Source organism: Serratia sp. AXJ-M, assembly GCF_046531865.1.
GTDB lineage: Bacteria > Pseudomonadota > Gammaproteobacteria > Enterobacterales > Enterobacteriaceae > Serratia > Serratia liquefaciens.
In genome coordinates, this window is record NZ_CP059394.1 from 1,954,428 (window position 1) to 1,979,966 (window position 25,539).

27 protein-coding genes are annotated in these 25,539 nt (G+C 54.8%); 17 read left to right on the forward strand and 10 right to left on the reverse strand.

The window, feature by feature from the left end:
* The first annotated feature begins 164 nt into the window (after positions 1 to 164).
* Entirely contained in the window at positions 165 to 1,217 is a 1,053-nt protein-coding gene (locus H0S68_RS09145) for an AI-2E family transporter (protein WP_201895396.1), read from the forward strand.
* On the opposite strand, the gene H0S68_RS09150 is transcribed toward H0S68_RS09145, so the two are convergent.
* The 8 genes from H0S68_RS09150 to pyrC form a co-directional block, all read right to left on the reverse strand.
* Entirely contained in the window at positions 1,204 to 2,211 is a 1,008-nt protein-coding gene (locus tag H0S68_RS09150; RefSeq protein WP_236591359.1) for a zinc-dependent alcohol dehydrogenase family protein, read from the reverse strand. The genes H0S68_RS09145 and H0S68_RS09150 overlap by 14 nt on opposite strands.
* Positions 2,186 to 2,302 carry a DUF2770 family protein gene (locus H0S68_RS09155; protein WP_012006315.1) on the reverse strand — a complete coding sequence of 39 codons (117 nt, stop codon included), beginning with the start codon at positions 2,300 to 2,302 and terminating at the stop codon, positions 2,186 to 2,188. The genes H0S68_RS09150 and H0S68_RS09155 overlap by 26 nt, the downstream gene beginning before the upstream one ends.
* Positions 2,303 to 2,435: 133 nt before the next feature.
* Positions 2,436 to 3,062: a LuxR C-terminal-related transcriptional regulator gene (locus H0S68_RS09160; RefSeq protein ID WP_020826324.1), complete on the reverse strand. Its 627-nt coding sequence runs from the start codon at positions 3,060 to 3,062 to the stop codon at positions 2,436 to 2,438.
* A 225-nt stretch (positions 3,063 to 3,287) separates the two neighbouring features.
* Entirely contained in the window at positions 3,288 to 4,403 is a 1,116-nt protein-coding gene (gene solA, locus H0S68_RS09165; RefSeq protein WP_020826325.1) for an N-methyl-L-tryptophan oxidase, read from the reverse strand.
* A 143-nt stretch (positions 4,404 to 4,546) separates the two neighbouring features.
* The gene (bssS, locus tag H0S68_RS09170; protein ID WP_020826326.1) at positions 4,547 to 4,801 is read right to left on the reverse strand and encodes a biofilm formation regulator BssS; all 255 of its coding nucleotides are present in this window, start codon (positions 4,799 to 4,801) and stop codon (positions 4,547 to 4,549) included.
* A 199-nt stretch (positions 4,802 to 5,000) separates the two neighbouring features.
* A complete protein-coding gene (locus H0S68_RS09175) occupies positions 5,001 to 5,279 on the reverse strand; it encodes a hypothetical protein (protein WP_020826327.1) in 279 nt (92 codons plus the stop codon).
* 136 nt (positions 5,280 to 5,415) lie between these two features.
* The gene (gene dinI / locus H0S68_RS09180) at positions 5,416 to 5,655 is read right to left on the reverse strand and encodes a DNA damage-inducible protein I (RefSeq protein ID WP_020826328.1); all 240 of its coding nucleotides are present in this window, start codon (positions 5,653 to 5,655) and stop codon (positions 5,416 to 5,418) included.
* A gap of 80 nt (positions 5,656 to 5,735) precedes the next feature.
* Positions 5,736 to 6,782, reverse strand: a complete 1,047-nt coding sequence (pyrC, locus tag H0S68_RS09185; RefSeq protein WP_176983845.1) for a dihydroorotase — start codon at positions 6,780 to 6,782, stop codon at positions 5,736 to 5,738.
* A 225-nt stretch (positions 6,783 to 7,007) separates the two neighbouring features.
* On the opposite strand from pyrC, the gene H0S68_RS09190 reads away from it, so the two are divergent.
* The gene (locus H0S68_RS09190; protein WP_020826330.1) at positions 7,008 to 7,295 is read left to right on the forward strand and encodes a putative quinol monooxygenase; all 288 of its coding nucleotides are present in this window, start codon (positions 7,008 to 7,010) and stop codon (positions 7,293 to 7,295) included.
* A 60-nt stretch (positions 7,296 to 7,355) separates the two neighbouring features.
* On the opposite strand, the gene rne is transcribed toward H0S68_RS09190, so the two are convergent.
* Positions 7,356 to 10,790: a ribonuclease E gene (gene rne / locus H0S68_RS09195; protein WP_410529329.1), complete on the reverse strand. Its 3,435-nt coding sequence runs from the start codon at positions 10,788 to 10,790 to the stop codon at positions 7,356 to 7,358.
* A gap of 552 nt (positions 10,791 to 11,342) precedes the next feature.
* Between rne and rluC the strand changes: the two genes are divergently transcribed.
* Positions 11,343 to 12,305 (forward strand): 23S rRNA pseudouridine(955/2504/2580) synthase RluC, encoded by a 963-nt coding sequence (gene rluC / locus H0S68_RS09200; RefSeq protein WP_020826332.1) that lies wholly within the window; start codon positions 11,343 to 11,345, stop codon positions 12,303 to 12,305.
* Positions 12,306 to 12,316: 11 nt separating this feature from the next.
* Here rluC and H0S68_RS09205 read toward each other — a convergent pair whose 3' ends face one another.
* Positions 12,317 to 12,898, reverse strand: a complete 582-nt coding sequence (locus tag H0S68_RS09205; RefSeq protein ID WP_201895394.1) for a Maf family protein — start codon at positions 12,896 to 12,898, stop codon at positions 12,317 to 12,319.
* A 141-nt stretch (positions 12,899 to 13,039) separates the two neighbouring features.
* Here H0S68_RS09205 and yceD point away from each other — a divergent pair, with 141 nt between their 5' ends.
* The 14 genes from yceD (at position 13,040) to ptsG (ending at position 25,361) form a co-directional block, all read left to right on the forward strand.
* Positions 13,040 to 13,561, forward strand: a complete 522-nt coding sequence (gene yceD, locus H0S68_RS09210) for a 23S rRNA accumulation protein YceD (RefSeq protein WP_020826334.1) — start codon at positions 13,040 to 13,042, stop codon at positions 13,559 to 13,561.
* 16 nt (positions 13,562 to 13,577) lie between these two features.
* Complete coding sequence (gene rpmF / locus H0S68_RS09215; protein ID WP_004943042.1) at positions 13,578 to 13,745, forward strand: 50S ribosomal protein L32; 168 nt, start codon at positions 13,578 to 13,580, stop codon at positions 13,743 to 13,745.
* An 11-nt stretch (positions 13,746 to 13,756) separates the two neighbouring features.
* Positions 13,757 to 14,791 carry a phosphate acyltransferase PlsX gene (plsX, locus tag H0S68_RS09220; RefSeq protein WP_071827011.1) on the forward strand — a complete coding sequence of 345 codons (1,035 nt, stop codon included), beginning with the start codon at positions 13,757 to 13,759 and terminating at the stop codon, positions 14,789 to 14,791.
* 6 nt (positions 14,792 to 14,797) lie between these two features.
* Entirely contained in the window at positions 14,798 to 15,751 is a 954-nt protein-coding gene (locus H0S68_RS09225) for a beta-ketoacyl-ACP synthase III (protein WP_041414443.1), read from the forward strand.
* A 16-nt stretch (positions 15,752 to 15,767) separates the two neighbouring features.
* Entirely contained in the window at positions 15,768 to 16,697 is a 930-nt protein-coding gene (gene fabD / locus H0S68_RS09230; RefSeq protein ID WP_020826337.1) for an ACP S-malonyltransferase, read from the forward strand.
* An 11-nt stretch (positions 16,698 to 16,708) separates the two neighbouring features.
* Positions 16,709 to 17,443: a 3-oxoacyl-ACP reductase FabG gene (fabG, locus tag H0S68_RS09235; RefSeq protein ID WP_020826338.1), complete on the forward strand. Its 735-nt coding sequence runs from the start codon at positions 16,709 to 16,711 to the stop codon at positions 17,441 to 17,443.
* 154 nt (positions 17,444 to 17,597) lie between these two features.
* On the forward strand, positions 17,598 to 17,834 hold the full coding sequence (gene acpP / locus H0S68_RS09240; protein ID WP_004719003.1) for an acyl carrier protein: 237 nt from the start codon (positions 17,598 to 17,600) through the stop codon (positions 17,832 to 17,834).
* Between the two features lie 82 nt (positions 17,835 to 17,916).
* Positions 17,917 to 19,158, forward strand: a complete 1,242-nt coding sequence (gene fabF / locus H0S68_RS09245) for a beta-ketoacyl-ACP synthase II (protein WP_041414447.1) — start codon at positions 17,917 to 17,919, stop codon at positions 19,156 to 19,158.
* 171 nt (positions 19,159 to 19,329) lie between these two features.
* On the forward strand, positions 19,330 to 20,127 hold the full coding sequence (pabC, locus tag H0S68_RS09250; RefSeq protein WP_020826340.1) for an aminodeoxychorismate lyase: 798 nt from the start codon (positions 19,330 to 19,332) through the stop codon (positions 20,125 to 20,127).
* Positions 20,128 to 20,140: 13 nt separating this feature from the next.
* Positions 20,141 to 21,166 (forward strand): endolytic transglycosylase MltG, encoded by a 1,026-nt coding sequence (gene mltG / locus H0S68_RS09255; RefSeq protein WP_020826341.1) that lies wholly within the window; start codon positions 20,141 to 20,143, stop codon positions 21,164 to 21,166.
* Positions 21,156 to 21,791: a dTMP kinase gene (gene tmk, locus H0S68_RS09260; RefSeq protein WP_020826342.1), complete on the forward strand. Its 636-nt coding sequence runs from the start codon at positions 21,156 to 21,158 to the stop codon at positions 21,789 to 21,791. Before mltG ends, tmk begins: the two co-directional genes overlap by 11 nt.
* Entirely contained in the window at positions 21,791 to 22,798 is a 1,008-nt protein-coding gene (gene holB / locus H0S68_RS09265) for a DNA polymerase III subunit delta' (RefSeq protein ID WP_048762083.1), read from the forward strand. The genes tmk and holB overlap by 1 nt, the downstream gene beginning before the upstream one ends.
* Positions 22,799 to 22,812: 14 nt before the next feature.
* Positions 22,813 to 23,589, forward strand: coding sequence for a metal-dependent hydrolase (locus H0S68_RS09270; RefSeq protein WP_128864214.1), 777 nt, complete (start codon positions 22,813 to 22,815; stop codon positions 23,587 to 23,589).
* Positions 23,590 to 23,927: 338 nt separating this feature from the next.
* Complete coding sequence (gene ptsG, locus H0S68_RS09275) at positions 23,928 to 25,361, forward strand: PTS glucose transporter subunit IIBC (RefSeq protein WP_020826345.1); 1,434 nt, start codon at positions 23,928 to 23,930, stop codon at positions 25,359 to 25,361.
* Positions 25,362 to 25,539: the final 178 nt, after the last annotated feature.

The following is a 25,539-nucleotide window of genomic DNA, read 5'->3' on the forward strand; positions in this document are numbered from 1 at the left end:
GAATAAATCGCTAGTCAAGTTTGTCGATTATTTCCAGTCAATGTTCTGCAAAAGTGGGACGTTTATTCATACAGCAATACCTCTGCGGCAGGACAACAGAGTTTGCTAACATAAGACACATCGGATGGCCCGCAGGGTCACACCATTAACACAAAGGAAATGTCATGGGCCGAACCCTGTTGACCGATCGAAGCCTGCGGCTGGCAATCTTGCTGGCAATGTTGGTCATTATTCTCGCCGGCGTCAAAGCGGCTGCGGATATCGTGGTGCCATTCTTACTGGCGGTGTTTCTCGCTATGGTACTGAATCCGCTGGTAACGCAGCTAGAACGCTGGCGTATACCGCGCGTGCTCGGTGTGACTTTACTGGTGGTGCTGGTCGTGGTGGCGTTGATGTTGTTCATCGGCATATTGGGCGCATCGCTGAACGAATTTGCCCGTTCGCTCCCCCAGTACCGCGGCATGATGATGGAAAAACTGAGTGAGCTGCAGCATTACGCCGATCGCCTCAACATCACCATATCCCCCGAAGCGATGCTGCAGTATGTTGACCCCAGCTCGGCGATGAATTTGATCACCCGCCTGTTAAGCCGTTTCTCGGGGGCCATGACCAATATTTTCCTGCTGCTGATGACCGTGGTATTTATGCTGTTTGAAGTGCAGCTGTTGCCTTACAAACTGCAGCAGGCGCTGGATAAACCTAGCGAAGGCATCGCCAATATTCGGCGTGCGTTAGACGGCGTCACGCGTTATCTGGTGATCAAAACGGCGATCAGTCTGGCAACCGGCGTCATCGTCTGGGGATTTTTGGCTGCGGTCGACGTGCGCTTTGCCTTTATTTGGGGGCTGCTGGCGTTTTTGCTGAATTATATTCCCAACATCGGCTCGGTGATCGCCGCGGTTCCGCCACTGATCCAGGCGCTGCTGTTTAACGGCTTTGGTGATGCGCTGGTGGTAGCCACAGGTTTTATCGCGATCAATCTGGTGATTGGCAATATGCTGGAGCCGCGCGTCATGGGGCGAGGACTTGGGTTATCGACGCTGGTGGTTTTCCTGTCGTTGATCTTCTGGGGCTGGCTGATGGGGCCGGTAGGGATGTTACTGTCGGTGCCGCTGACCATTATTACCCGCATTGCCCTGGAGACCACCGAAGGGGGACATAAATTGGCGGTTATTCTCGGCGATGGTCAGCCAGGCAAACCGGTTACTCCGGAGTAAAGAAGACTTTCCCCTGGGTTTTGCTGTCGGCGGCGTGTTGCAGTGCCAGTTTATAATGCCGCAACGGATAAATAGCCGCCGGGCTTTGCAACACCAATTGGCCGCGTCTCACCAGATTGAACAGCTGTTGGAATGCCGCCTGCCACTGCACCGCAGTTGCCTGTGCGTTCCATTTGCGCAGGTGAAACAGGGAAGTGCGAAGCCGGAGTTGGCGAGAAATATACTGCCAGTCCACCTGCCGGTTGCCGAGCAACCCCAGGGCGACAAAATCGCCGGTCACGCTGACCGAAAGTGCCAGATGCAAGCCATCTTCACCGCCGACGCAGTCGATCGCGGCACGCGCCGCATGGCCCGTGAGCTGTTGCAAACGATATTGCTGCAGTAATTGTCCTTCTACAACCCGCCAGGCACCGGCATTCAGCAGCGCCTGGCGATGGGTGGGATTACGCACCACAACCACCAATCTGATACCGCGCAAAGCCGCCAACTGGCAAAACAGCAGGCCGATCGCCGAACCGCCGCCGTTAATCATCAGGATGTCCCCCGCGTTTAGCTGCAACCATTGTGTCAGTAATACCCAGCAGGTCAGTGGATTAATGTAGATTTGTGCCGCAGTGGCGTCGTCGATGTCGTCCGGTACCCAAATGGCTTTGGCGCTATCGATCGTGACAAAGCTTTGCCAACTGCCATTACCCATGACGGTGAGCGCGCGTCTGTCGGTAGGTTGACCGCGAGGATCAACCGCGACCCCAACCCCTTCGTAGCCAGGAACCTGAGGCAGGAGAGTACGGTGTGCATACTGACCATAGATGGGAATCAAATCGGATGGATTTATTGGTGCGTAGCGCATCTGCACTAGCAGTTGATTGGGCTGTAGTGCCGGAATGACGGCATCTTCAAGGGCAATCACCTGTTCCGGTGAACCGAATCGGCTAAAGCGCAAACGGGGAAAAGTCTGCGGCATGGGGTTAAGGCATAAAGAAGAAATAGACATCCAGCGCCAACAGCACCAGCCACAGGCAGATATACAGCACCAGATGTTCGCGGACGTTGTTGACGATCGCCGACAGTATTTTGTTTAGCATTCTCAGCAGCCAAAAGATAAGGACGGGCTGATTATAGTATTTTTGCAGCCAGCGTTAATACTGCCGAGAAGGTAAAGTCGGGTATCAGGGGGAATCTTCGTGTGAAAACAGCCTGCTTTGCAGCAGGCTTCGGTTATACCGCCATCAACGAAGGTGACATAGCGCTGACGGGAACGCTCGGCGGATAAAAATAGCGCAGCACGTTATACAGCGAATAAAATTCTAGCCGATTACGGGCGTTGATTTTCTCTGTGATGTGGCGTTTGTGCACATAAACGGTGTGCGAGCTGATTTGCAGCTTTTTTGCGATGCGGTAATTGGGCATTTCCGCCATCCAGTGTTTCATCACCGTCAGCTCCTGCGGGCTGAACAGAGAGTGTTCCACGCTGCAATCCATCAGTGAGACCGGCTTTTCCCGCATCATGCGCAGGGTGACGGGTAATGTGGCTTTGTTGAACAGGAAAGCGTGGTCAGCGATGCGCATCGGTGTTTCGCTGTATGGGTACGGCGTGTCCAGATAAATAAACAACAGCGCGGATGGGGTGGCCTCGATAAAAGCCTGCAATTGAGCATCATCCTCACTGTAACGACAGTGTTTGGTAAGGTTGACCAGGATATGGCTTGGGCGGTAGTGATCCAGCAGCGGAGTTGCTTGTTCCAGGCTGTGGCAACATTTTACCTGGCTGAAAACATTGTCCGTAAAATAGTTATCGATACCGACCCGGGTGAAGCAGCATTCGTCCACGACAAGCAGTTTCATGGTGACGTCCTTGTTGAGCGAGAAATTACCAGGGGCATATCAGCTGTAAAATAGAACTTACACCACGGGGGATCAATTCGGAAATCCGGATACTTGCGCCAGAAATTTCCGTTGAAATATTATTCCCACTATATTTCAAATTGATACGCTAAATTCAGCGTGTAACTGCGGGGCATAACCGCCTCCGAACGTGTTGACGGGGGCGGTTGTGTCCATTGAGGAGGGTTATTTAAAGCGTTTGAGCGTAAAGGCAGAGATATCTATCGGTAAGGTTTTGTCCTCGGCAAACAGGGCGGCAATCTCGCCTAGCACGCTGGCAAATTTGAAGCCGTGGCCGCTCAGGCCGCTGATAACCATCAAGCGATCGCAGTCCGGCAGGGTATCAATAATGAAATCTTCATCCGGACTCATATCATAGCTGCATGCTTCACCGTGTAAACATACCCCTACACCCGGCAAGAATTGACGAAGGAAGTGGAAAACCTCGGTTCCGTCACTGGTGAAACTGCCAAAGGGCTTGCGCTGATCCGGCGTTTCCATCGGTTGCCCGCCATCGTGCTTGCCGATTTTCAGCCCGTCGTTATCGGCAGGGAAGCCGTAATAATGGCTGCCGTCTTGCGCTTCGACGGTGAACGCCGGGAAACGGTTGTTTATGCTGTAGCGGCCGTCGGCCTGATGCCAGGAAAATACTTTGCGCAGCGGCGAAATCGGCAATTGCGGCAGCAAAGCCTTGACCCAGGTACCGGTGGTGACCACGGCCTTACGGCCCTGAAAGCGACCTTCGGAGGTGACCACTTCGACACCGCCCTCGACAGGTTGCACCCCCGTGACCGGACAATTGAACAGCTGGCTGCAACCGGCTTCTTTGGCAAGCTTGATCAGGCTGGCAACCGCCTTTTCAGAACGCAGGAAACCGGCATCAGGTTCAAACACGCCGACGTAACCTTCCGGTGCATTGAATTCCGGCCAGCGTTGGTTAATCTGTTCTGCGCTCAGAAATTGTGTGTTAAGGCGGAATTTCTTCGCGCTGTTTTGCGCGTTGTGGATGAATTCAGACGGCTCTGGACCCATATTCAGCACGCCGCAGTCCTGAAACAGTTCTTCGCCGGTTTGTTTTATCAACGCATTCCATAAGGCCTGGGCGCGGAGAATGAGCGGGACATATTTTTCGCCTTCGCCATAGGCATGGCGGATGATGCGGGTGTCACCGTGGTGGCTGCCGTTACGGTGTGGAGGCATGGCGCTGTCTATCATTAACACTTTCAAGCCGGCTCGAGTCGCATAGTAGCCTGCCGCCGCACCTACCGAACCGCTGCCCACAACAATTAAGTCATATTCCACGTGCCGTAACCTCTCTGTTATACGTTTCTTATTTCGTTATGATAAAAGGTTGAGCGCCGCAATGCACCCGTTGCGCTGCCTGTCGGCAAAGAAAAAGGCGCCAGAGAAAATCGCTGGCGCCTTAGGTTTTTTGGTGCGGTGAATTAGTGTTTTCTACGATCAAGGTCCTGGTAATCCGTTGCTTCAATCTTGGCGATGCCGGCTTCTAAGATATTGATTAATTGACGTGCGACATCTGTAGTGAGCCAAAGCGTTCTGTCTACTTGGGCGTCTTCGGGCGTCTGGTCTAGTGAAGACAGGTAATGAAGGCGTATCATCATGGCGTCATAAACGTCGACAGTACTGATATCCCAACCAACAAGCGGGTGCGTCTGAATTACTTCATCATTTCTGTCCATAAAGACCCCTTATTGAGTAGTAACTACCGTGAGTGACTAACGAGGATCAATGCGGCCCATCATCATGTGGGCCTTTACAGTATACGCATCTGGTTTCGCGGGTGGAGCTTTTCCCTGCTTATTTTGTAAAATAAATATTTATTTGAGTGATTATTCTGCAGCACGCCATGAAAATACATACAGCATGGGGACGTCGCCGTCATTCAACAGCAGGAGGGGGCGGGGCGGCATGTAACCGTTTTTCCAGTTCTGCGGCCAGATGGGCAAAGTGATTCTGCGTTTCCGCATCACGATTTTGATTCTGCGATTCCAGCTTCAGGCTGTGAATCAATAGTTGATTGGCTTTGTCATCCAAACCAAAGGCCAGGTAGGAAAATGCCACTTCAAGTACGCTCAGCCGGCGTTTTTGATCGGCAATCAGCGCCAGCAGTTCGCCAAAGGTCATCGTTTCTTCGGTTTTAACCTTGTCCGGGGCCATGTCAAAGATCTCCTGTTAAAGCATTCAGTACAGACCAGATAAGGCTTTTCTTCCAGCAGAAATTTAACCGCGCGTTGCCAGGCTTCAAATACAAAAAAGCCGGAGAGCGACCCCCGGCAAAAACTACCTTGCAGTATTATTCTGCGCTAAACCAATCGTCGGCACTTTCCCAGGTTTCCTGGAGAATTTCCTCGATCAGGTCTTTATCTGTTTTCAGGCCGCCCAGTACTGAGAGCCCGTTGGAACCGGCATAACGCACCTGAACCACGGCATCTGGAAATTGGCGGTTTACCCGTTTGCCCAGCTCGCCGGTCAGCGCTTCAATGGCGCCTGCCGGTAGCGGTTTGGTTTTATCTATAGTGACTTCAACACGCATAATTGCCCCCGAAGCGATTTACTGGATATTTATACAGTTAACCGCGCGTGGGGGCAATAGGCTGCGTTAAAAAAAGAAGATTATGCTTTCACTGACCACTTCAGCGTCTCTCCGGCAAGGAAGGGCACCACCGTTTCGCTGCCCATGGCGATCTCTTCTGCTTGAGTGGTTGGCACGCGCTGCAGTTCGATGAAGTCGGCATTGACCGGCAGACCATAGAAACCTGGCCCGTTCAGGGAACAGAAAGCTTCCAGGTGCTCTAATGCGCCCAGTTCTTCGAACACGCTGGCATAGGCCGGAATAGCGTTAGGCGCGTTGAATACGCCTGCACAACCGCAGCTCGATTCCTTACGGTGTTTGGCATGAGGGGCGGAGTCGGTACCGAGGAAGAAACGATCCGAACCGCTGGCAACGGCTTTGCGCAGCGCATCCTGGTGAATATTACGCTTGAGGATCGGCAGGCAGAACAGGTGCGGACGAATGCCACCCACCAGCATGTGGTTACGGTTAAACATCAGATGCTGCGGGGTGATAGTCGCGCCAAGGAATCGATTGCCTTCTTGCACGTACTGCGCCGCTTCTTTAGTAGTGATGTGCTCGAAGACAATTTTCAACTCCGGGAACTGACGACGAATCGGTTCCATAACCTGTTCAATAAAGCGAGCCTCGCGATCGAAAATGTCGACGGCGGCATCGGTCACTTCACCGTGAATCAGCAGCGGCATGCCGATTTTTTGCATTTGCTCAAACAGCGGGTAGATGGCCTTCACATCGCTGACGCCATGGCTGGAGTTGGTCGTGGCATTGGCAGGGTAGAGCTTAGCCGCAGTGAAAACGCCTTGCTCAAACCCATTAACCAGTTCTGCCGCGGCCAGTGAATTGGTCAGGTAGCAGGTCATCAGCGGGGTAAAGTTGTGCCCCTGAGGGACGGCTGCCAGAATGCGATCGCGATACGCTCGGGCGGCTTCTACGGTAGTAATTGGCGGAGCCAGGTTGGGCATCACAATCGCCCGGCCAAATACCTGACTGGTATAGGGCAAAACCGTTTTCAGCATATCGTCGTCACGCAAATGGATATGCCAGTCGTCAGGGCGGCGGATTTTCAGGGCTTGAGGCTGTGCGGTCATGTTACAAGGCTCCGGCGGTTAGATTCGGGTCTAAGTAAAAGCGAATAATGGGGCTTATTCACGCCGGGGCATAAGGATAAGCGGAAAGTGCCTGCGATGCATCTCTTTGTTCACGGCAAGTTGAAATCAATTGGTTATCGGGTGCATAGTGACAAGGATTCTAATGATCCCCGAGTCAAAACTCTCGGGTTATCAACATAAATCACATTGGAATGGGAGAATAAAATGGAAGTGCGAGTTATTGCCACCCTGCAGGCTAAACCCGAGTTTGTTTCGGCCGTCAGCGATGCGGTGCATGAGATTATCGATCCAAGCCGTCAGGAGTTGGGCAACCTGCAATATGACCTGCACCGCGATCTCGAGAAGCCAGGAACTTTCGTGTTCTTTGAACGCTGGGCAAGCGCGGAGGCGCTGGAGAAACACAACGCCACCGAGCATTTTAAGCGGTTTGTCGCCAGCATTGACGGCAAGCTGGATTTGCTGGATATCAAACAATTGAAAAAAATTGCCTGAGTTTATTTCGGCAATAAAAAACCCGCCTGATGGCGGGTTTTTTTATCGAAGCAGATTAACTTATTCGTTAACCGGCTGCGGTTTGGTTGCCGGTGCGGTAGCTTGATTTACCGCCGCATGGCCACCGGCTGAGCCTTTACCTTCGAAGGCGAAGGAAGGACGCTGCCAATCGCTGTGTTGCTGCTGCTCAGGCACATAGTCCGGAGCAGGGGCCTTGGTCATTGGCGCCGTAGCGATATGCTTGTACAGCGTACCAGCCTGTACCGGTGCGGGTTGCTGTTGCACTGCCGGCGCTTGTTTTTCAACAACGGCCGGAGCTACAGTTTCCTGAACCGGGGCAGTTTCAACGACAGGTGCAGCAGGCTCGGCAGCCGGCTCGGTGACGACTTCTGCCACTGTTGCCGTTTCTTCCACCACCAAGACTGGTGTTGCCTCTGCTACTGGGGTTTCTTCAACCTCAGGAGCAGTTTCAACCGCTGGTGCCGCTTCAACGGCTGGGGCTTTTTCGACCGCAGCGGCTGCTTCAACCACTGCGGTTTCTTCAACCGCTGGTGTTTCAACTGCTACCGGAGTGTCTTCAGCCTGAGCAGCGATGATTGGCTCGGCGGTTTCAACAACCGGTTGGGCTTCTTCAACAACTGTTTCAACCGTATCTGCCACAGCTTCCTGCTGGTTAACCGGGGCGATTTCCTGCTCTGCGACCGCGGCAACCACCGGAGCGGCCACGCTGACGGCTTCTGGTGCCATGACGTTGTCGGCAGCGATTTGGCTAGCTTCAGCCTGAACTTCAGCTTCATCAACCACTTGCGTAGCTTGTGTGACAGGGTAACTCACCCAGACCTTGCCTGACGCCATTTCTGGTGAGGCAAAAGCCCCCGCCAGTGGCATTGGCGACTGAGTTGGGTAACGCTCGTCACGGTAACGACGACGACGCTGACCGCTAACGCGCAGGTGGCGCGGTGAACGACGTGAGCGGCGTGGCATGCCGTTTTCGCCATTAGCGCGGTTGTCACCCTGTGCATCGTCTTCGGCCTGCGCTTCAACGGTTTCCGGCAGCAGTTTAACGCTGTCTTCGGCCTGAGCAGGTTTCGCGTCCTGAGCTTTTGCTACCGGCGTTTTAGGTGCCAGCAGCTCTTCCGCTGCGCGATGCAGCTCTTCTTCCGCGGACAGCACACGAACCTTCTGCGACAGAGGACGACGTTGACGACGCTGCATATTCTGCATCTGACGTTCTTCGTGATCTTCATCGCTGGCGGTGTTGGCTGTGGCAGCTTCTGTGCTTTCCAGTGCGGCCACTTCTTGCTGAGCCTGACGCTTTTCTTCCTGACGACGGCGTTGACGCTCGGCACGCTGCTCACGGCGCTGTTGCTGCTCTTCGCGCTGTGCCTTGGCGGCTTCTTCAGACTGCGGCTCATCGGTAACCGTGGCAGTGGTTTGCTGCGCATTGCGACGGTTGCGGCGCTGCTCGTCACGCACTTCACGTGTTTCACGGCCTTCGCGGTTATCGCGCGGTTCGCGATTTTCACGCGGCTCACGATTATCACGATCGCGGTTATCACGGCCTTCACCGCGCTCTTTGCGTTCACCACGTTCTGGACGATCGCTACGTTCACCGCGCTCACCACGGTCTTTACGACCGGTACCCTGGCGACGTTGACCGCGACGATCCTGGCGACGGTTTTCACCGTTGCTTTCGGTCTTAGGCGCTTCAACCACAGGTTTGGCTTCGACAACCGGCTGTTCTTCACCGGCAAACAGCGCTTTCAGACCACCAAACAGACGGCCCAACAGACCAGATTTGGCAGCGGCTGGTGCAGCTTGTTTGGTTGCTGTTGCCGCAACGGCGGGCTGAGTAGCAACGGCTTCTTCAGCCGGTGGTGGTGCATCGGCGGCCAGAGAGAACGAGGCCAGAGCCGGCTGTTCCGGGCGTTTGCGCTCCATCGGCGCATCTTCCAACGGCTGAGCCATCTCTTCTTCGTGCAGTTTCGGCAACAGGTAGCTCAGGGTTGGTGTTTCTTCACCCTTACGTACGCGCAGCACAGAGTAGTGTGGGGTTTGCATCTGATCGTTCGGCACGATGATCGCTTTCACGCCACCCTGACGTTTCTCGATCGCGCTCACCGATTCACGTTTTTCGTTCAACAGGTAAGAAGCCACCTGAACTGGCACGATAGCGTGAACTTCTTTGGTGTTTTCTTTCAGCGCTTCTTCTTCGATCAAACGAAGAATGGACAGCGCCAGAGATTCGTTATCACGGATGGTGCCGGTGCCGTTACAGCGTGGGCAAACGTGATGGCTGGATTCACCCAGTGACGGGCTGAGGCGCTGACGCGACATCTCAAGCAGACCGAAACGGGAAATGCGGCCGATCTGGATACGCGCACGGTCTTGACGCACGGCATCGCGCAGGCGGTTTTCAACTTCACGCTGGTGGCGAACCGGGGTCATATCGATAAAGTCGATAACGATCAGACCGCCGAGGTCACGCAGGCGCAGCTGGCGAGCGATCTCGTCTGCCGCTTCCAGGTTGGTGTTGAACGCGGTTTCTTCGATATCGCCGCCGCGGGTTGCACGCGCGGAGTTGATGTCGATAGCGGTCAGCGCTTCGGTAGAGTCGATAACGATCGAACCGCCGGAAGGCAGGCGAACTTCACGCTGGAAGGCGGATTCGATTTGAGATTCGATTTGGTAGTGGCTGAACAGAGGGATTTCACCGCTGTACAGTTTGATTTTGCTGCTGAAATCCGGACGGCCCAGGGCAGCGATGTGCTCTTTGGCCAGATCGAGAACTTTTGGATTGTCGATCAGGATTTCGCCGATGTCCGGGCGCAGATAGTCGCGGAATGCACGTACGATGACGTTGCTTTCCTGATGGATCAGGAAGGGCGCAGCGCGGCCTTCAGCGGCTTTTTTAATCGCTTCCCAGTGCTTCAGGCGGAAAGAGAGATCCCACTGCAATGCATCGGCCGATTTGCCAACGCCTGCGGTACGAACAATCAGGCCCATGCCATCCGGGAGTTGCAGAGAAGAAAGCGCTTCTTTCAATTCAGTGCGGTCGTCACCTTCGATGCGGCGTGAAATACCACCGGCACGTGGGTTGTTCGGCATCAGAACCAAATAACTGCCGGCCAGGCTGATGAAGGTGGTCAAGGCGGCGCCTTTGTTGCCACGTTCTTCTTTATCAACCTGAACGATCACTTCCTGGCCTTCGCGCAGCACATCTTTGATGTTCGGGCGACCATGGGAGGAGTAGTTACTTGGGAAGTATTCGCGAGCGATTTCTTTAAGAGGGAGGAAACCATGTCGTTCGGCGCCGTAATCTACGAACGCTGCTTCAAGACTTGGTTCTATACGAGTGATTTTGCCTTTGTAAATATTCGCTTTTTTCTGTTCATGACCCGGACTTTCAATATCCAAATCATACAGCCGCTGTCCATCTACGAGGGCAACACGCAACTCTTCCTGCTGAGTTGCGTTAATCAACATTCTTTTCATCTTAACTTACTCGTTATTTTTACATTATCGACAAAGCTGCGGGCAAAATAACCTCATGGCCGGATTAAAACCGAAAACCCCGTGTCTTCTCGCAAAGCCGTCAACCTCACGGTTGTCGCCTGCATAGGGGCGCATTATCTCGGTAAGCCTGTATTTCTTTGTGAAAAACAGCACTTTTACTAGGGGAATAGCCTCTGATTTACGTCGACAGATCTGATTCCATTTGCCGGCCAAGCTGCAACCCGCAGCCCGCTAATTGTTTGATTTCACATTACGTCTTACGCCATTGCTGCGTTTTTGCGCCATCAGACAAATTTTATAATTCCACCGTTTTCCCTGTTTAACGAGAATCAACGTGGAAAGTAAACGCATTATTCCACTGCTGATACTGTTATAGCAAGGTGACTTTTCCTTAACTGCGGAAGAAATCGCAAACGTTCAAACCGGCTTGCTGCCTTATTGTCCGTCAGGGTTTCTCCTGCAGTCAGAGAGACAGTTAAGCACAGAAAAAGAAGTGGCGCTATTTACGCGCTCTATTTAGAATCCCGCTCCATGAAAACGAACATTCCTGCAGTACAATTAATCACGATTTCTGACGACGAAGCCGGTCAGCGAATCGACAACTTTCTGCTTGCTCGCCTGAAAGGCGTGCCGAAGAGCATGATTTACCGCATCGTACGCAAAGGCGAGGTACGGGTTAATAAAGGACGCATCAAGGCTGAATACAAGCTGGCGGCTGGTGACGTGGTGCGAGTACCGCCGGTCCGCGTTGCCGAACGTGAAGACGCGCCGGTTTCCGCCAAGCTGGACAAAGTGGCGGCACTGGCCGATTGCATTTTGTATGAAGACGATCATTTGCTGCTGCTGAACAAGCCTTCGGGCACCGCGGTGCACGGTGGCAGCGGCCTGAGCTTTGGCGTGATTGAGGGCCTGCGCGCGCTGCGCCCGGAAGCCCGTTTCCTGGAGCTGGTGCACCGGCTGGATCGCGATACTTCCGGCGTGTTGCTGGTGGCGAAAAAACGTTCTGCACTGCGCTCGCTGCATGAGCAATTGCGGCTGAAAGGCATGCAGAAGGATTATCTGGCGCTGGTACGTGGCCAATGGCAGTCGCATTGCAAGGCCGTGCAGGCACCGTTGCTGAAAAACATTCTGCAAAGCGGCGAACGTATTGTGCGCGTCAATAGCGAAGGTAAACCGTCGGAAACCCGCTTCAAGGTAGAAGAGCGCTTTGAGCATGCCACGCTGGTCAAGGCGAGCCCGATTACCGGGCGCACCCACCAGATCCGCGTTCACACCTTGCACGCAGGGCACCCGATAGCCTTCGATGACCGCTATGGCGATCGTGAATTCGATCGCCAGTTGGCCGGTACCGGGCTCAAACGCCTGTTCTTGCATGCTGCGGCACTGCGGTTCGAACACCCGGGTACTGGCGAAACCATGCGTATCGAAGCGCCGATGGACCAGGAGTTGCGCCACTGCCTGCAGGTATTGCGCAAGCAGGCCAAAGGCCAGTAAGTAAAAGTATTTTATATCAGCGGGTTGATGCCTTCAGCCCGCAGCATCTCCAGCAGGGCTATCAGCGGCAGACCGATCAACCCATTCGGATCTCGCCCCTCCAGTTTTTCGAACAACGCAATACCCAGACCTTCACTTTTAAAACTGCCCGCACAGTTGAGCGGCTGTTCAAGGCGCACATAAGCGCTGATTTCTGCGTCGCTCAGCACACGGAAATGCACATGGAAGGGCTCGCAAAGCGCCTGCAGGTGATGGCTGCGGCTGTTGTACAGCGCCAGACCGGTATAAAACGTCACCCTTTGGCCGCTGGCCTGGCGCAATTGGGCACAGGCGTTCTCTTCGGTATGCGGTTTCCCGGTTATTTTACCGTCGATCACGCAGACCTGGTCGGAACCGATAATCAAATGGTCAGGATAGGCGATGGCCAATGCCTGGGCTTTCGCCGTCGCCAGCCGTAAGACCAGCGCTTCGGCGGTTTCCCCGGCCAATGGGGTTTCATCGACCTGCGGCGCGTCACAGGTAAAAGGCAGATGCAGTTTTTCCAACAGCATCTTGCGGTAGGTCGAGGTGGAGGCGAGGAGTAGTCTCTGCATAATTTTTTTCGTAAACCATAGCGTAAATGGAGAGGTCATTTTAAACTGTCCGCCGCTGAGGAAGCGAATATTGGTGAAAGGTGCCGTTTTACGGCCTTTTTCTTTGACTCTAAGTCGTTACAAAGTTAATATGCGCGCCCTATGCAAAAGGTAAAATTACCCTTGACCATTGATGCGGTACGTACCGCTCAGAAACGCCTGGACTATGTTGGTTCCTATGCGCCTGAGCAGGTTACACGTGTTGCTGCCTCTGTGGTCAGTGTGGACAGTGATGTTGAGGTCTCGTTATCTTTCGATATTGATAACCAGCGCCTCGCGGTGATAACAGGGCATGCGGACGTCCAGGTAATGCTGATGTGCCAACGCTGCGGAGTCCCGTTCGAACACCATGTTCACACAACATATTGTTTTAGCCCGGTCGTCAATGATGAGCAGGCTGAGGCATTACCGGGGGCGTACGAGCCGATCGAAGTCGATGAGTTTGGCGAAGTTGATCTGCTGGCAATGATTGAAGACGAAATTATTCTTTCACTGCCTGTCGTCCCGGTACATGAATCTGAACACTGTGAAGTGTCCGAAGCGGACATGGTCTTTGGCAAACTGCCTCCAGAGGCGGAGAAACCAAACCCATTTGCCGTATTAGCCAGTTTAAAGCGTAAGTAATTAAGGAGTAAGGTCCATGGCCGTACAACAAAATAAACCAACCCGTTCCAAACGTGGCATGCGTCGTTCACACGATGCTCTGACCACCACCACTTTGTCTGTTGATGCGACTTCTGGTGAAACTCATCGTCGTCACCACATCACTGCCGACGGTTTCTACCGCGGTCGCAAGGTTATCGGCTAAGTAGCGGTACCTTGACTCGTCTAACCCTGGCGTTAGATGCAATGGGCGGGGACTTCGGTCCCTGCGTCACAGTGCCTGCTTCATTGCAGGCACTGGCCTCTAATTTACAGCTTCATCTTCTGCTGGTCGGCAATCCCGACACCCTCTCTCCTTTACTTGCCAAAGCCGATCCGGTTCTTCTGGAACGTTTGCAAGTCGTGCCCGCTGAATCTGTGATTGCCGGCGACGCCAAACCCTCACAAGCGATTCGTGCCAGCCGTGGCACTTCCATGCGCATTGCGCTGGAACTGACCAAAAACGGTGATGCACAGGGCTGTGTCAGCGCGGGTAATACCGGTGCGCTGATGGGGTTGGCGAAGATGCTGATTAAGCCGTTGGACGGTATTGAACGTCCGGCGCTGATGACGGTGATCCCGAATCAGCTGGGCGGTAAAACCGTGGTGCTGGATCTGGGCGCCAACGTCGAATGCGACAGCACCATGCTGGTGCAGTTTGCGGTGATGGGCGCGGTGATGGCCGAAGAGGTGGTGGGGATTGCGCAACCACGCGTGGCGCTGCTGAATATTGGTGAAGAAGAAACCAAAGGTCTGGATAATATCCGCGAAGCGGCCGCCGTGCTAAAAAATACTCCGGCAATCAACTATATTGGTTACCTGGAAGGCAACGATCTTCTCACCGGGAAAACCGATGTGATGGTCTGCGACGGCTTTGTGGGTAACGTCACCCTGAAAACCATGGAAGGGGTGGTAAGAGTATTTTTATCGCTGCTGAAATCATCCGGAGACGGTGGCAAGCAGGCGTGGTGGTTAAAATTGTTGGGCCGTTGGTTGCAAAAACGGGTGGTAAAGCGGTTCGGCCACCTGAACCCCGACCAGTATAATGGCGCATGTCTGTTAGGATTGCGCAGCACCGTAATCAAGAGCCACGGCGCTGCGAACCCGCACGCGTTTGCAGTTGCAATCGAACAGGCTGTGCAGGCGGTGCAGCGGCAAGTCCCTGACAGGATTGCTGCGCGCCTTGAAGCTGTATTACCTAAGAGTGACTGATCGTACATGTATACAAAGATTCTCGGTACGGGGAGTTATTTACCCGTACAAGTGCGCACCAACGCTGACCTTGAAAAAATGGTGGATACCTCTGACGAGTGGATCGTCACTCGCACCGGTATCCGTGAACGCCGCATTGCCGCCGCTGATGAAACAGTGGCGACGATGGGCTTCCATGCTGCTGAAAAAGCGCTGGAAATGGCAGGTGTGGCTAAAGAAGATATCGGGCTGATCGTTGTGGCGACCACCACTTCGAGCCACGCATTCCCAAGTTCTGCCTGCCAGGTGCAGCAGATGCTCGGAATTAAAGATTGTGCGGCTTTCGATCTGGCTGCAGCCTGCGCCGGTTTCACCTACGCGTTGAGCGTTGCCGATCAGTACGTTAAGAACGGCGCGGTGAAGCGTGCACTGGTGATTGGTGCAGACGTGCTTTCTCGCACGCTGGATCCTGACGATCGCGGTACCATCATCCTGTTTGGTGATGGCGCTGGCGCAGTGGTGCTGGGCGCTTCTGAAGAGCCGGGCATTCTGTCTACTCACCTGCATGCGGACGGCACCTACGGCGGCCTGCTGACGTTGCCATTCAAGGATCGTCAGGACCAGGAAAAGCCGGCCTATGTCACCATGGCAGGCAATGAAGTCTTCAAGGTTGCGGTTACCGAACTGGCTCACATCGTTGACGAAACGCTGCAGGCCAATGATCTGGACCGCAGCCAGCTGGATTGGCTGGTGCCGCACCAGGCCAACCTGCGCATTATCAGCGCAACGGCAAAAAAACTGGGTATGGGGATGGATAAAGTGGTGGTGACGCTTGATCGTCACGGTAACACCTCTGCCGCCTCGGTCCCCGCAGCGCTCGATGAAGCGGTGCGCGATGGGCGGATCCAGCGCGGCCAACTGGTGCTGCTGGAAGCCTTCGGCGGCGGCTTTACCTGGGGCTCGGCGCTGGTTCGTTTCTGATTAACAGGAAGAAAAAATGACGCAATTTGCTTTTGTTTTCCCAGGCCAGGGCTCACAGTCCCTGGGCATGCTGGCCGATTTGGCCGCTCAATATCCGATCGTTGAAGCGACTTTCAGCGAAGCCTCTTCCGTTCTGGGTTACGACCTGTGGCAACTGGTGCAGCAAGGGCCGGCGGAAGAACTGAACAAAACCTGGCAAACGCAGCCGGCATTGCTGGCCGCCTCAGTGGCGATTTTCCGCGTTTGGCAGCAGCAGGGCGGCAAAATGCCGGCCATCATGGCCGGCCACAGCCTGGGCGAGTACTCGGCGCTGGTTTGTGCGGGCGTGCTGGATTTCCAGGCGGCAATCCGCCTGGTTGAGCTGCGCGGCAAACTGATGCAGGAAGCGGTGCCGGAAGGCACTGGCGCGATGTCCGCCATCATTGGTCTGGACAATGCGGCTATCGCCAAGGCTTGTGAAGAGTCTGCCCAAGGGCAGGTTGTTTCCCCGGTGAACTTCAATTCCCCGGGCCAGGTGGTGATCGCCGGCAATAAAGAAGCGGTTGAACGTGCAGGCGCAGCCTGTAAAGCGGCTGGCGCCAAGCGTGCGCTGCCGTTGCCGGTGAGCGTGCCTTCGCACTGTGCACTGATGAAGCCGGCTGCAGACAAACTGGCCGTGGCGTTGCAGGACATCACCTTCAGCGCTCCGCAGGTGCCGGTGGTAAATAACGTCGACGTGCGTGCTGAAAGCGATCCAGAAGCGATCCGCAGCGCGCTGGTGCGTCAGTTGTACAGCCCGGTACGTTGGACCGAGAGCGTTGAGTTTATGGCAGCACAGGGCGTTACGTCGCTGCTAGAGGTTGGTCCGGGCAAGGTTCTGACCGGTCTGACTAAACGTATTGTTGATACCCTGACGGCGGCGGCGGTGAATGACGCTGCCAGCCTGACAGCGGCGCTTGAACAATAAAGAGGAAAACAATGAGCTTCGAAGGTAAAGTTGTTCTGGTCACCGGCGCGAGCCGGGGTATTGGCCGGGCTATTGCAGAAACGTTTGTGGCACGCGGCGCTAAAGTGATCGGCACCGCCACCAGTGAAAGCGGCGCTGAGGCTATCAGCAGCTACCTGGGCGCGAACGGCAAAGGGTTTGCATTGAATGTGGTCGATGCTCAATCTATCGACAGCGTTCTGGCATCTATTCGTGCTGAATTTGGCGAAATCGACATTTTAGTGAATAATGCCGGCATTACGCGTGATAACCTCCTGATGCGTATGAAGGACGACGAGTGGCAGGATATCCTGAACACCAATCTGACTTCCGTATTCCGTCTGTCAAAAGCGGTAATGCGAGCTATGATGAAAAAGCGGTTTGGCCGGATCATCACCATCGGTTCCGTTGTCGGTACCATGGGGAACGCAGGGCAGGCTAATTACGCGGCGGCTAAAGCCGGTCTGATTGGCTTTAGTAAGTCTTTGGCACGTGAAGTTGCTTCGCGTGGCATTACGGTCAACGTCGTGGCACCTGGCTTTATTGAGACGGACATGACACGGGCGTTGACAGATGATCAACGCGCAGGCATTTTGTCATCAGTTCCAGCCAATCGGCTGGGGGATGCTAAAGAAATCGCCAGCGCTGTTGCATTTTTAGCCTCTGATGAGGCTGGCTACATCACCGGTGAAACGTTACATGTCAATGGCGGCATGTACATGATTTAAAAAATGCGAAAACTATTTGCGTTATTTGGGGTAAAAACCGCAAAATAGCGTAAAATCGTGGTTTGACCAGCCGGGATTTAGTTGCATCTTTTTCAACATTTTATACACTACGAAAACCATCGCGAAAGCGAGTTTTGATAGGAAATTTAAGAGTATGAGCACTATCGAAGAACGCGTTAAGAAAATCATTGTTGAGCAGTTGGGTGTTAAACAGGAAGAAGTTTTAAATAACGCTTCTTTCGTTGAAGATCTGGGTGCTGATTCTCTTGACACCGTTGAGCTGGTAATGGCTCTGGAAGAAGAGTTCGACACCGAGATTCCAGACGAAGAAGCTGAGAAAATCACTACTGTTCAGGCAGCTATTGATTTCATCAACGCCAGCCAGCAGTAAGAGAACATATCTAGGCGGTCACTCGACCGCCTAAGTTTTTTCTATCCCTAGTGTCATATTTTTCCCTCCTTGGAGGACAAACGTGTCTAAGCGTCGAGTAGTTGTGACCGGACTGGGCATGTTGTCTCCTGTCGGCAATACGGTAGAGTCCACATGGAACGCTCTTCTTGCCGGTCAGAGTGGCATCAGCCTGATCGACCATTTCGATACCTCTGCCTATGCGACCAAGTTTGCAGGCCTGGTAAAGAATTTTAATTCAGAAGATTTCATCTCCCGCAAAGATGCGCGCAAGATGGACGCCTTCATCCAGTACGGTATCGCAGCCGGCATGCAAGCCATGCAGGACGCACAACTGGATATCACCGAGGCTAACGCCAGCCGCATTGGTGCCGCTATCGGCTCCGGTATTGGCGGCCTGGGTTTGATTGAAGAGAACCACAGTTCACTGGTTAACGGTGGCCCACGGAAAATCAGTCCGTTCTTTGTGCCGTCAACCATAGTAAACATGATTGCAGGCCACCTGACTATCATGTACGGCATGCGTGGCCCGAGCATTTCGATCGCCACCGCCTGTACCTCAGGTGTGCACAACATCGGCCACGCCGCGCGTATCATTGCTTACAATGATGCTGACGTCATGCTGGCCGGTGGGGCAGAAAAAGCCAGTACCCCGTTGGGCGTCGGCGGCTTTGGCGCAGCACGCGCGTTGTCGACCCGCAACGAAGATCCGCAGGCAGCCAGCCGCCCTTGGGACAAGGACCGTGATGGTTTTGTTCTGGGTGACGGTGCCGGCATGATGGTGCTGGAAGAGTACGAGCACGCCAAAAAACGCGGCGCCAAGATTTATGCTGAAGTTGTTGGCTTTGGGATGAGCAGTGATGCTTATCACATGACGTCTCCACCGGAAAACGGTGCGGGCGCTGCGCTGGCGATGGAAAATGCGTTGCTAGATGCCGGTGTGACCACGTCACAAATCGGCTATATCAATGCGCACGGCACCTCAACGCCGGCCGGCGACAAAGCCGAAACGCAGGCGGTGAAGTCGGTATTTGGCAGCGATGCGCAGCGCGTGATGGTCAGCTCGACCAAATCGATGACCGGCCACCTGTTAGGTGCGGCGGGTGCGATTGAGTCGATCTTCACCGTACTGGCATTGCGTGACCAGGCCGTTCCGCCAACCATCAACCTGGATAATCCGGATGAAGGTTGTGATCTGGACTTCGTTCCGCACGAAGCACGCCAGGTAAGCGATATGCAGTACACGCTGTGTAACTCCTTCGGTTTCGGCGGCACCAACGGTTCTCTGATCTTCCGCAAGGTGTAATAACCTCTGCTGGCGGACGGTAAAAAGCCCGGTTTTTTAAACCGGGCTTTTTTTATGGCGCTGACCCGCCGGGGCCCGGCTAGGCGATGCTTTTGTCGAGCGGCCAACTGCTGCTAATGGCGTCGGCGCCTGTTATTCTGTAGTGGAAACCAAAGCGGTCAGGGGAAGTCTATGTACTGGATAAACGGGCAGCAACACGATGCGCTGGCGCCAAGCGATCGCGGCTTGCAGTTTGGCGACGGCTGTTTCACTACCGCACGAGTGGTTGAGGGCAAGATTGATCTGCTGCCCTGGCATATCGAACGTCTGCAGCAGTCGGCACAGCGGCTGATGCTGCCTGCCTGTGACTGGGATGCGTTGGAATATGAAATGGTGCGCGCGGCAGAATCTATCCCGCAGGGCGTGGTCAAAGCGATACTGACGCGCGGCAGCGGTGGGCGAGGTTACAGTCCAAAAGGATGTGAGCATCCTACGCGGATTGTTTCTCGCAGCGCCTACCCGATGCACTATTTGCAATGGCGCGAGCAGGGCATCAGCCTGGCGCTTAGCCCGGTAACGCTGGCTCGTCATCCGCTGCTGGCGGGGTTGAAACACCTGAATCGTTTGGAGCAGGTGTTGATCCGCGCGCATCTTGACCAGACGGCCGCCGACGAGGCGCTGGTGCTTGACACTGCCGGTATGCTGGTGGAATGCTGTGCGGCTAATTTGTTCTGGCGAAAGGGAAAAGCGGTCTTCACGCCGGATCTGAGCCAGGCGGGCGTGGCTGGACTGATGCGGCGCCGGGTGATTGAGCTGCTCGCGGGCAGCCGGTACTCATTACATTACGTCAGTGAGCCACTGGAGACGCTGGCCGACGCCGAAGAAGTGCTGGTGAGCAATGCGCTAATGCCATTGCTGCCGGTGAACATCGCGCAATCCTGGCATTACTCTTCGCGCCAACTCTATGATTTTTTGCGCCCACACTGTTAACGATGGCTGATTGATGAAGAAAAGAAAGCTGAAGTTCGTTTCTATTATTGTTGTTCTGGTATTGGGCCTGCTGTTGTGGGGATATCAGAAGGTTGAACGCTTCGCGGATACGCCTCTGGCGATCCAGCAGGAAGCCATTTTTAAACTGCCGGCGGGTACCGGACGGGTAGCGCTGGAAGGGCTGCTGGTTCGTGACAAGCTGATCCGCAACGGCATGTGGTTCCCGTGGCTGCTGCGTGTGGAGCCGCAGCTGGCGGAGTTTAAGGCCGGTACCTACCGCTTTACACCTGGCATGACGGTGCGCGAGATGCTCAAACTGCTGGCCAGCGGCAAAGAAGCCCAGTTCAGCGCGCGCTTTATCGAAGGCTCTCGCCTGCGTGACTGGCTGGCGGTGCTGCAACAGTCCAAATACCTCAAACATACGCTGGCGGGCAAAAGCGAAACGGAAATTGCCGTGGCGTTGGGCTTACCGGAGGGGACTAATCCTGAAGGGCGCCTGTACCCCGATACCTACCTGTACACGGCGGGCATGAGCGACATTGCGTTGCTAAAGCGTGCTCATTTGCGAATGACCAAGGCACTGGAAGATGCCTGGCAAGGTCGCGACACCAGCCTGCCGTACAAAACGCCCGAAGAGCTGCTGACCATGGCCTCGATCATTGAGAAAGAGACCGCCGTGCCGGAAGAACGCACCAAGGTGGCTTCCGTCTTTATTAACCGCCTGCGCATTGGCATGCGTTTGCAGACCGACCCAACGGTGATTTACGGCATGGGCGATAGCTATAATGGCGATATCACCCGCAAAGATTTGGAAACGCCGACGGCGTACAACACCTATGTGATCAACGGCCTGCCGCCAACGCCGATTGCCATGCCTGGCAAGGCTTCGCTGGCCGCCGCCGCCAATCCGGCGAAAACCCCTTATCTGTACTTTGTTGCCGACGGCAAAGGCGGGCATCAATTTACCACTAACCTGGCCAGCCATAATCAGGCGGTGCGCGCCTATCGCCAGGCGTTGAAGGAAAAGAATGAAAAGTAAATTTGTGGTTATCGAAGGGCTCGAGGGCGCGGGCAAAACTACCGCTCGCGATACCGTGGTTGACGTACTGCGCCAGCACGGCATCAACGATATTGTCTTTACCCGTGAACCCGGTGGCACGCCGTTGGCAGAAAAGCTGCGCGACCTGTTCAAGCGCGGCGTGGACGGTGAGCTGCCGACCATCAAAGCCGAGGTGCTGATGCTGTACGCAGCCCGCGTGCAATTGGTGGAAACGGTGATCAAACCTGCGTTGGCGCGTGGTGCCTGGGTGGTTGGCGATCGTCACGATTTGTCTTCTCAGGCCTATCAGGGGGGCGGTCGCGGTGTCGATCAGCAACTTATGGCCTCGCTGCGTGACACCGTGCTGGGCGATTTTCACCCGGACCTGACGCTGTATCTGGATTTGCCGCCGTTAGTGGGGTTGCAACGTGCCCGCGCACGCGGCGAATTGGATCGCATCGAACAAGAGGCGCTGCCGTTCTTTGAACGCACCCGCGCGCGCTACCTGGAACTGGCGGCGCAGGACGAGTCCATTGTCACCGTTGACGCGGCCCAATCGCTGGAGCAGGTGACGGCAGCGATTCGTCACAGCGTCAGCCAATGGCTGCAGCAGGAAGGCGCGTAATGAACTGGTACCCGTGGCTGAATACCCCTTACCGGCAGTTGGTCGGGCAATATGCTGCCGATCGCGGTCATCATGCCTTGCTGCTGCACGCAGCGGCGGGCAATGGCGAAGAAGCGCTGGCCTATGGGCTGAGCCGTTGGCTGATTTGCCAGCGCCGTAACGGAGAGAAAAGCTGCGGTGAATGCCATAGCTGCCGGTTAATGCTGGCGGGCAATCACCCGGATTATCATGTGCTGACGCCGGAAAAGGGCAAAAGCAGTCTGGGCGTGGAGCCCATTCGTCAGGTGATTGAGATCCTTTACTCCCATGCCCAGCAGGGCGGAGCCAAGGTGATTTGGTTGCCGCAGGCGGAGCTGCTGACCGAGGCGGCCGCCAATGCGTTGTTGAAAACATTGGAAGAGCCGCCGGAAAAAACCTATTTCCTGCTGAGCTGCCGTGAGCCTTCCCGCCTGTTGGCGACGTTGCGCAGCCGCTGTTTGTACTGGCACCTCGCCAGCCCGGACGAACAGCTCAGCCTGCAGTGGTTAAACCGACAGACGTCGGGTAATCAGGTCGATCTGCTGACCGCATTGCGTCTGCATGATGGCGCTCCTCTGGCCGCCGAGCAGTTGTTGCAGCCGGAACGTTGGCAGCAGCGTAGCGCGCTGTGTGCCGCCCTGAGCGCTGCTTTGCCGCAGCATGACATGCTGTCCTTGCTGCCGGTGTTGAATCACGAAGACGTCGCCGAGCGGCTACACTGGTTATGCGCATTGCTGGTCGACGCGATGAAATGGCAGCAGGGGGCGGCGAGTTTTGCCCTCAACCAAGATCAGCAACCCTTGGTGCACCAACTGGCCAGCCGTTTGAGCAGCAACTCGCTGCAGCAAGTGGTGCAACAATGGCTTAATTGCCGCCACCAGTTGCTCAGCGTGGTCGGCGTTAACCGTGAACTGCTGCTGACAGAACAGTTACTTGGCTGGGAGCAGATGCTCGGCGCTACCGGCTATTCTCACCCTCATTCGCTGTAAAAGAGTTAAATATTATGTTGTTAGTAGATTCTCATTGCCACCTCGATGGCCTGGATTACCAAACCCTGCACCAAAACGTGGATGACGCACTGGCCAAAGCCAAGGCGTGCGATGTCGGTTACGTGCTGGCGGTCGCTACCACCTTGCCGGGCTATCAGGCCATGACGCAGTTGATTGGCCAACGCGACGACGTGGCTTTCTCCTGCGGTGTGCATCCGCTCAATCTGGAAGGCGGCTACGACTATGCGGAACTGCGCCGTTTAGCGGCGGCAGAGCAGGTGGTGGCGCTGGGGGAAACCGGGCTGGATTATTTCTATCAAAAAGACAATCTTGAACTGCAGCAAGCCTCGTTTCGTGAGCATATCCGCATCGGTCGCGATCTGAACAAACCGGTGATTGTGCATACCCGTGATGCGCGTGAAGACACGCTGGCGATCTTGCGGGAAGAAAATGCCCAGGACTGTGGCGGTGTACTGCATTGCTTCACCGAAGATCGCGCCACGGCCGAAGCCCTGTTGGACTTGGGGTTCTACATTTCCTTTTCCGGCATCCTGACCTTCCGCAACGCCGAGCAGCTGCGTGATGTGGCGCGTTATGTGCCGCTGGACCGCATTCTGGTGGAAACCGACTCGCCGTATCTGGCTCCGGTGCCGCACCGCGGCAAAGAAAACCAACCTGCCTACGTGCGCGATGTGGCTGAATACATGGCAGTATTGAAGGGCGTGAGCCTGGAAACGCTGGCCGAAGCCACCACCGCCAACTTTTCACGCTTATTTCACATCGAACTCTGATCTTTGGCCTAGGCTATAGCTGTAGTCATCGATTCTGGAATTTTTTTTAAGCTCGTAATTAATCGCCGAAACGGGTAATGTTCCCACCCGTTTTAGGGCGAGGTGCGGGCGTTTTTTCCTCTTTTTTGACAAAAAATAGGCGATTTAAGAAAAATACCCGGTTTTGTTCATTGAAACGTGACTGCCATCAAACATTGCGCAGCCTATTTATTTTACTCTGCGTAAAAATTCAAGGGGTGCTCAGACACCCTGAATTGCAGGGGTTTTTTCTCCCCCCCTTGCAACGCGAAGAATCGCGGAAAGTAGCAAAGCACTATTACTCAGGAGCACACTCAACTATGTTCAAGAACGCATTTGCAAACCTGCAAAAAGTAGGTAAGTCGCTAATGCTGCCGGTGTCCGTATTGCCTATCGCAGGTATCCTGCTGGGCGTCGGTTCCGCCAACTTTAGCTGGCTACCTGCGGTAGTCTCCCACGTGATGGCGGAAGCCGGCGGTTCCGTTTTCGCCAACATGCCGCTGATCTTCGCCATCGGTGTTGCCCTGGGCTTCACCAATAACGACGGTGTCTCCGCGTTAGCCGCAGTAGTGGCTTACGGCATCATGGTGAAAACCATGGCGGTAGTAGCGCCTTTGGTGCTGCACCTGCCGGCTGAAGAGATCGCGGCCAAACACCTGGCGGATACCGGTGTGCTCGGGGGGATTATCTCCGGCTCCATCGCGGCCTATATGTTTAACCGCTTCTTCCGCATTCAATTGCCGGAATACCTGGGCTTCTTTGCCGGTAAGCGCTTTGTGCCGATTATCTCCGGCCTGGCGGCAATCGTTCTGGGCGTTGTGCTGTCCTTCATCTGGCCTCCTATCGGTACGGCTATCCAGACCTTCTCCCAGTGGGCTGCGTATCAAAACCCGGTAGTGGCATTTGGTATCTACGGCGTGGTTGAACGTGCGCTGGTGCCGTTTGGTCTGCACCACATCTGGAACGTACCTTTCCAGATGCAGATTGGTGAATACACCAACGCGGCGGGCCAGGTATTCCACGGCGACATCCCACGTTATATGGCGGGTGACCCGACTGCGGGTAAACTGTCCGGTGGCTTCCTGTTCAAAATGTACGGTCTGCCTGCTGCTGCGATTGCCATCTGGCACTCGGCCAAGCCGGAAAACCGCGCAAAAGTCGGCGGTATCATGATCTCCGCTGCGCTGACCTCGTTCCTGACCGGTATCACCGAACCGATCGAGTTCTCCTTCATGTTCGTTGCGCCGATCCTGTACGCAATCCACGCCATTCTGGCTGGCCTGGCGTTCCCGATCTGTATCCTGTTGGGGATGCGTGACGGCACCAGCTTCTCGCACGGTCTGATCGACTTTATCGTACTGAGCGGTAACAGCAGCAAAATCTGGCTGTTCCCAGTGGTCGGTATCATCTACGGTCTGGTGTACTACACCATCTTCCGCGTGCTGATTGCCAAACTGGATCTGAAAACACCAGGTCGCGAAGACACGGCTTCTGAGCAGGTTGCCCAGGGCGGTTCTGAAATGTCTGCAGCACTGGTTCAGGCTTTCGGTGGTAAAGAGAACATCACCAACCTGGATGCCTGTATCACTCGACTGCGCGTTAGCGTGGCGGACGTGAGCAAGGTTGACCAGGCTGGCTTGAAAAAACTGGGTGCTGCCGGCGTTGTCGTCGCAGGCTCGGGTGTTCAGGCTATCTTTGGCACCAAATCTGACAACCTGAAAACGGATATGGACGAGTACATCCGTAACCATTAATTCAGGTCAGGCAGGGGAGTTTTAAGGGAGGCGAAAGCCTCCCTTTTTTATTGGTTTTTTGTCGGCTTTTAAATAAATCTCTGAAGGCCACTTTCTACTAACGTGGTGCAACCCGTCGGGATGATTGCATGTGGCAGTGCCAACAAAGATAATGGTTTTACTTCAATGAGTAGGTGAT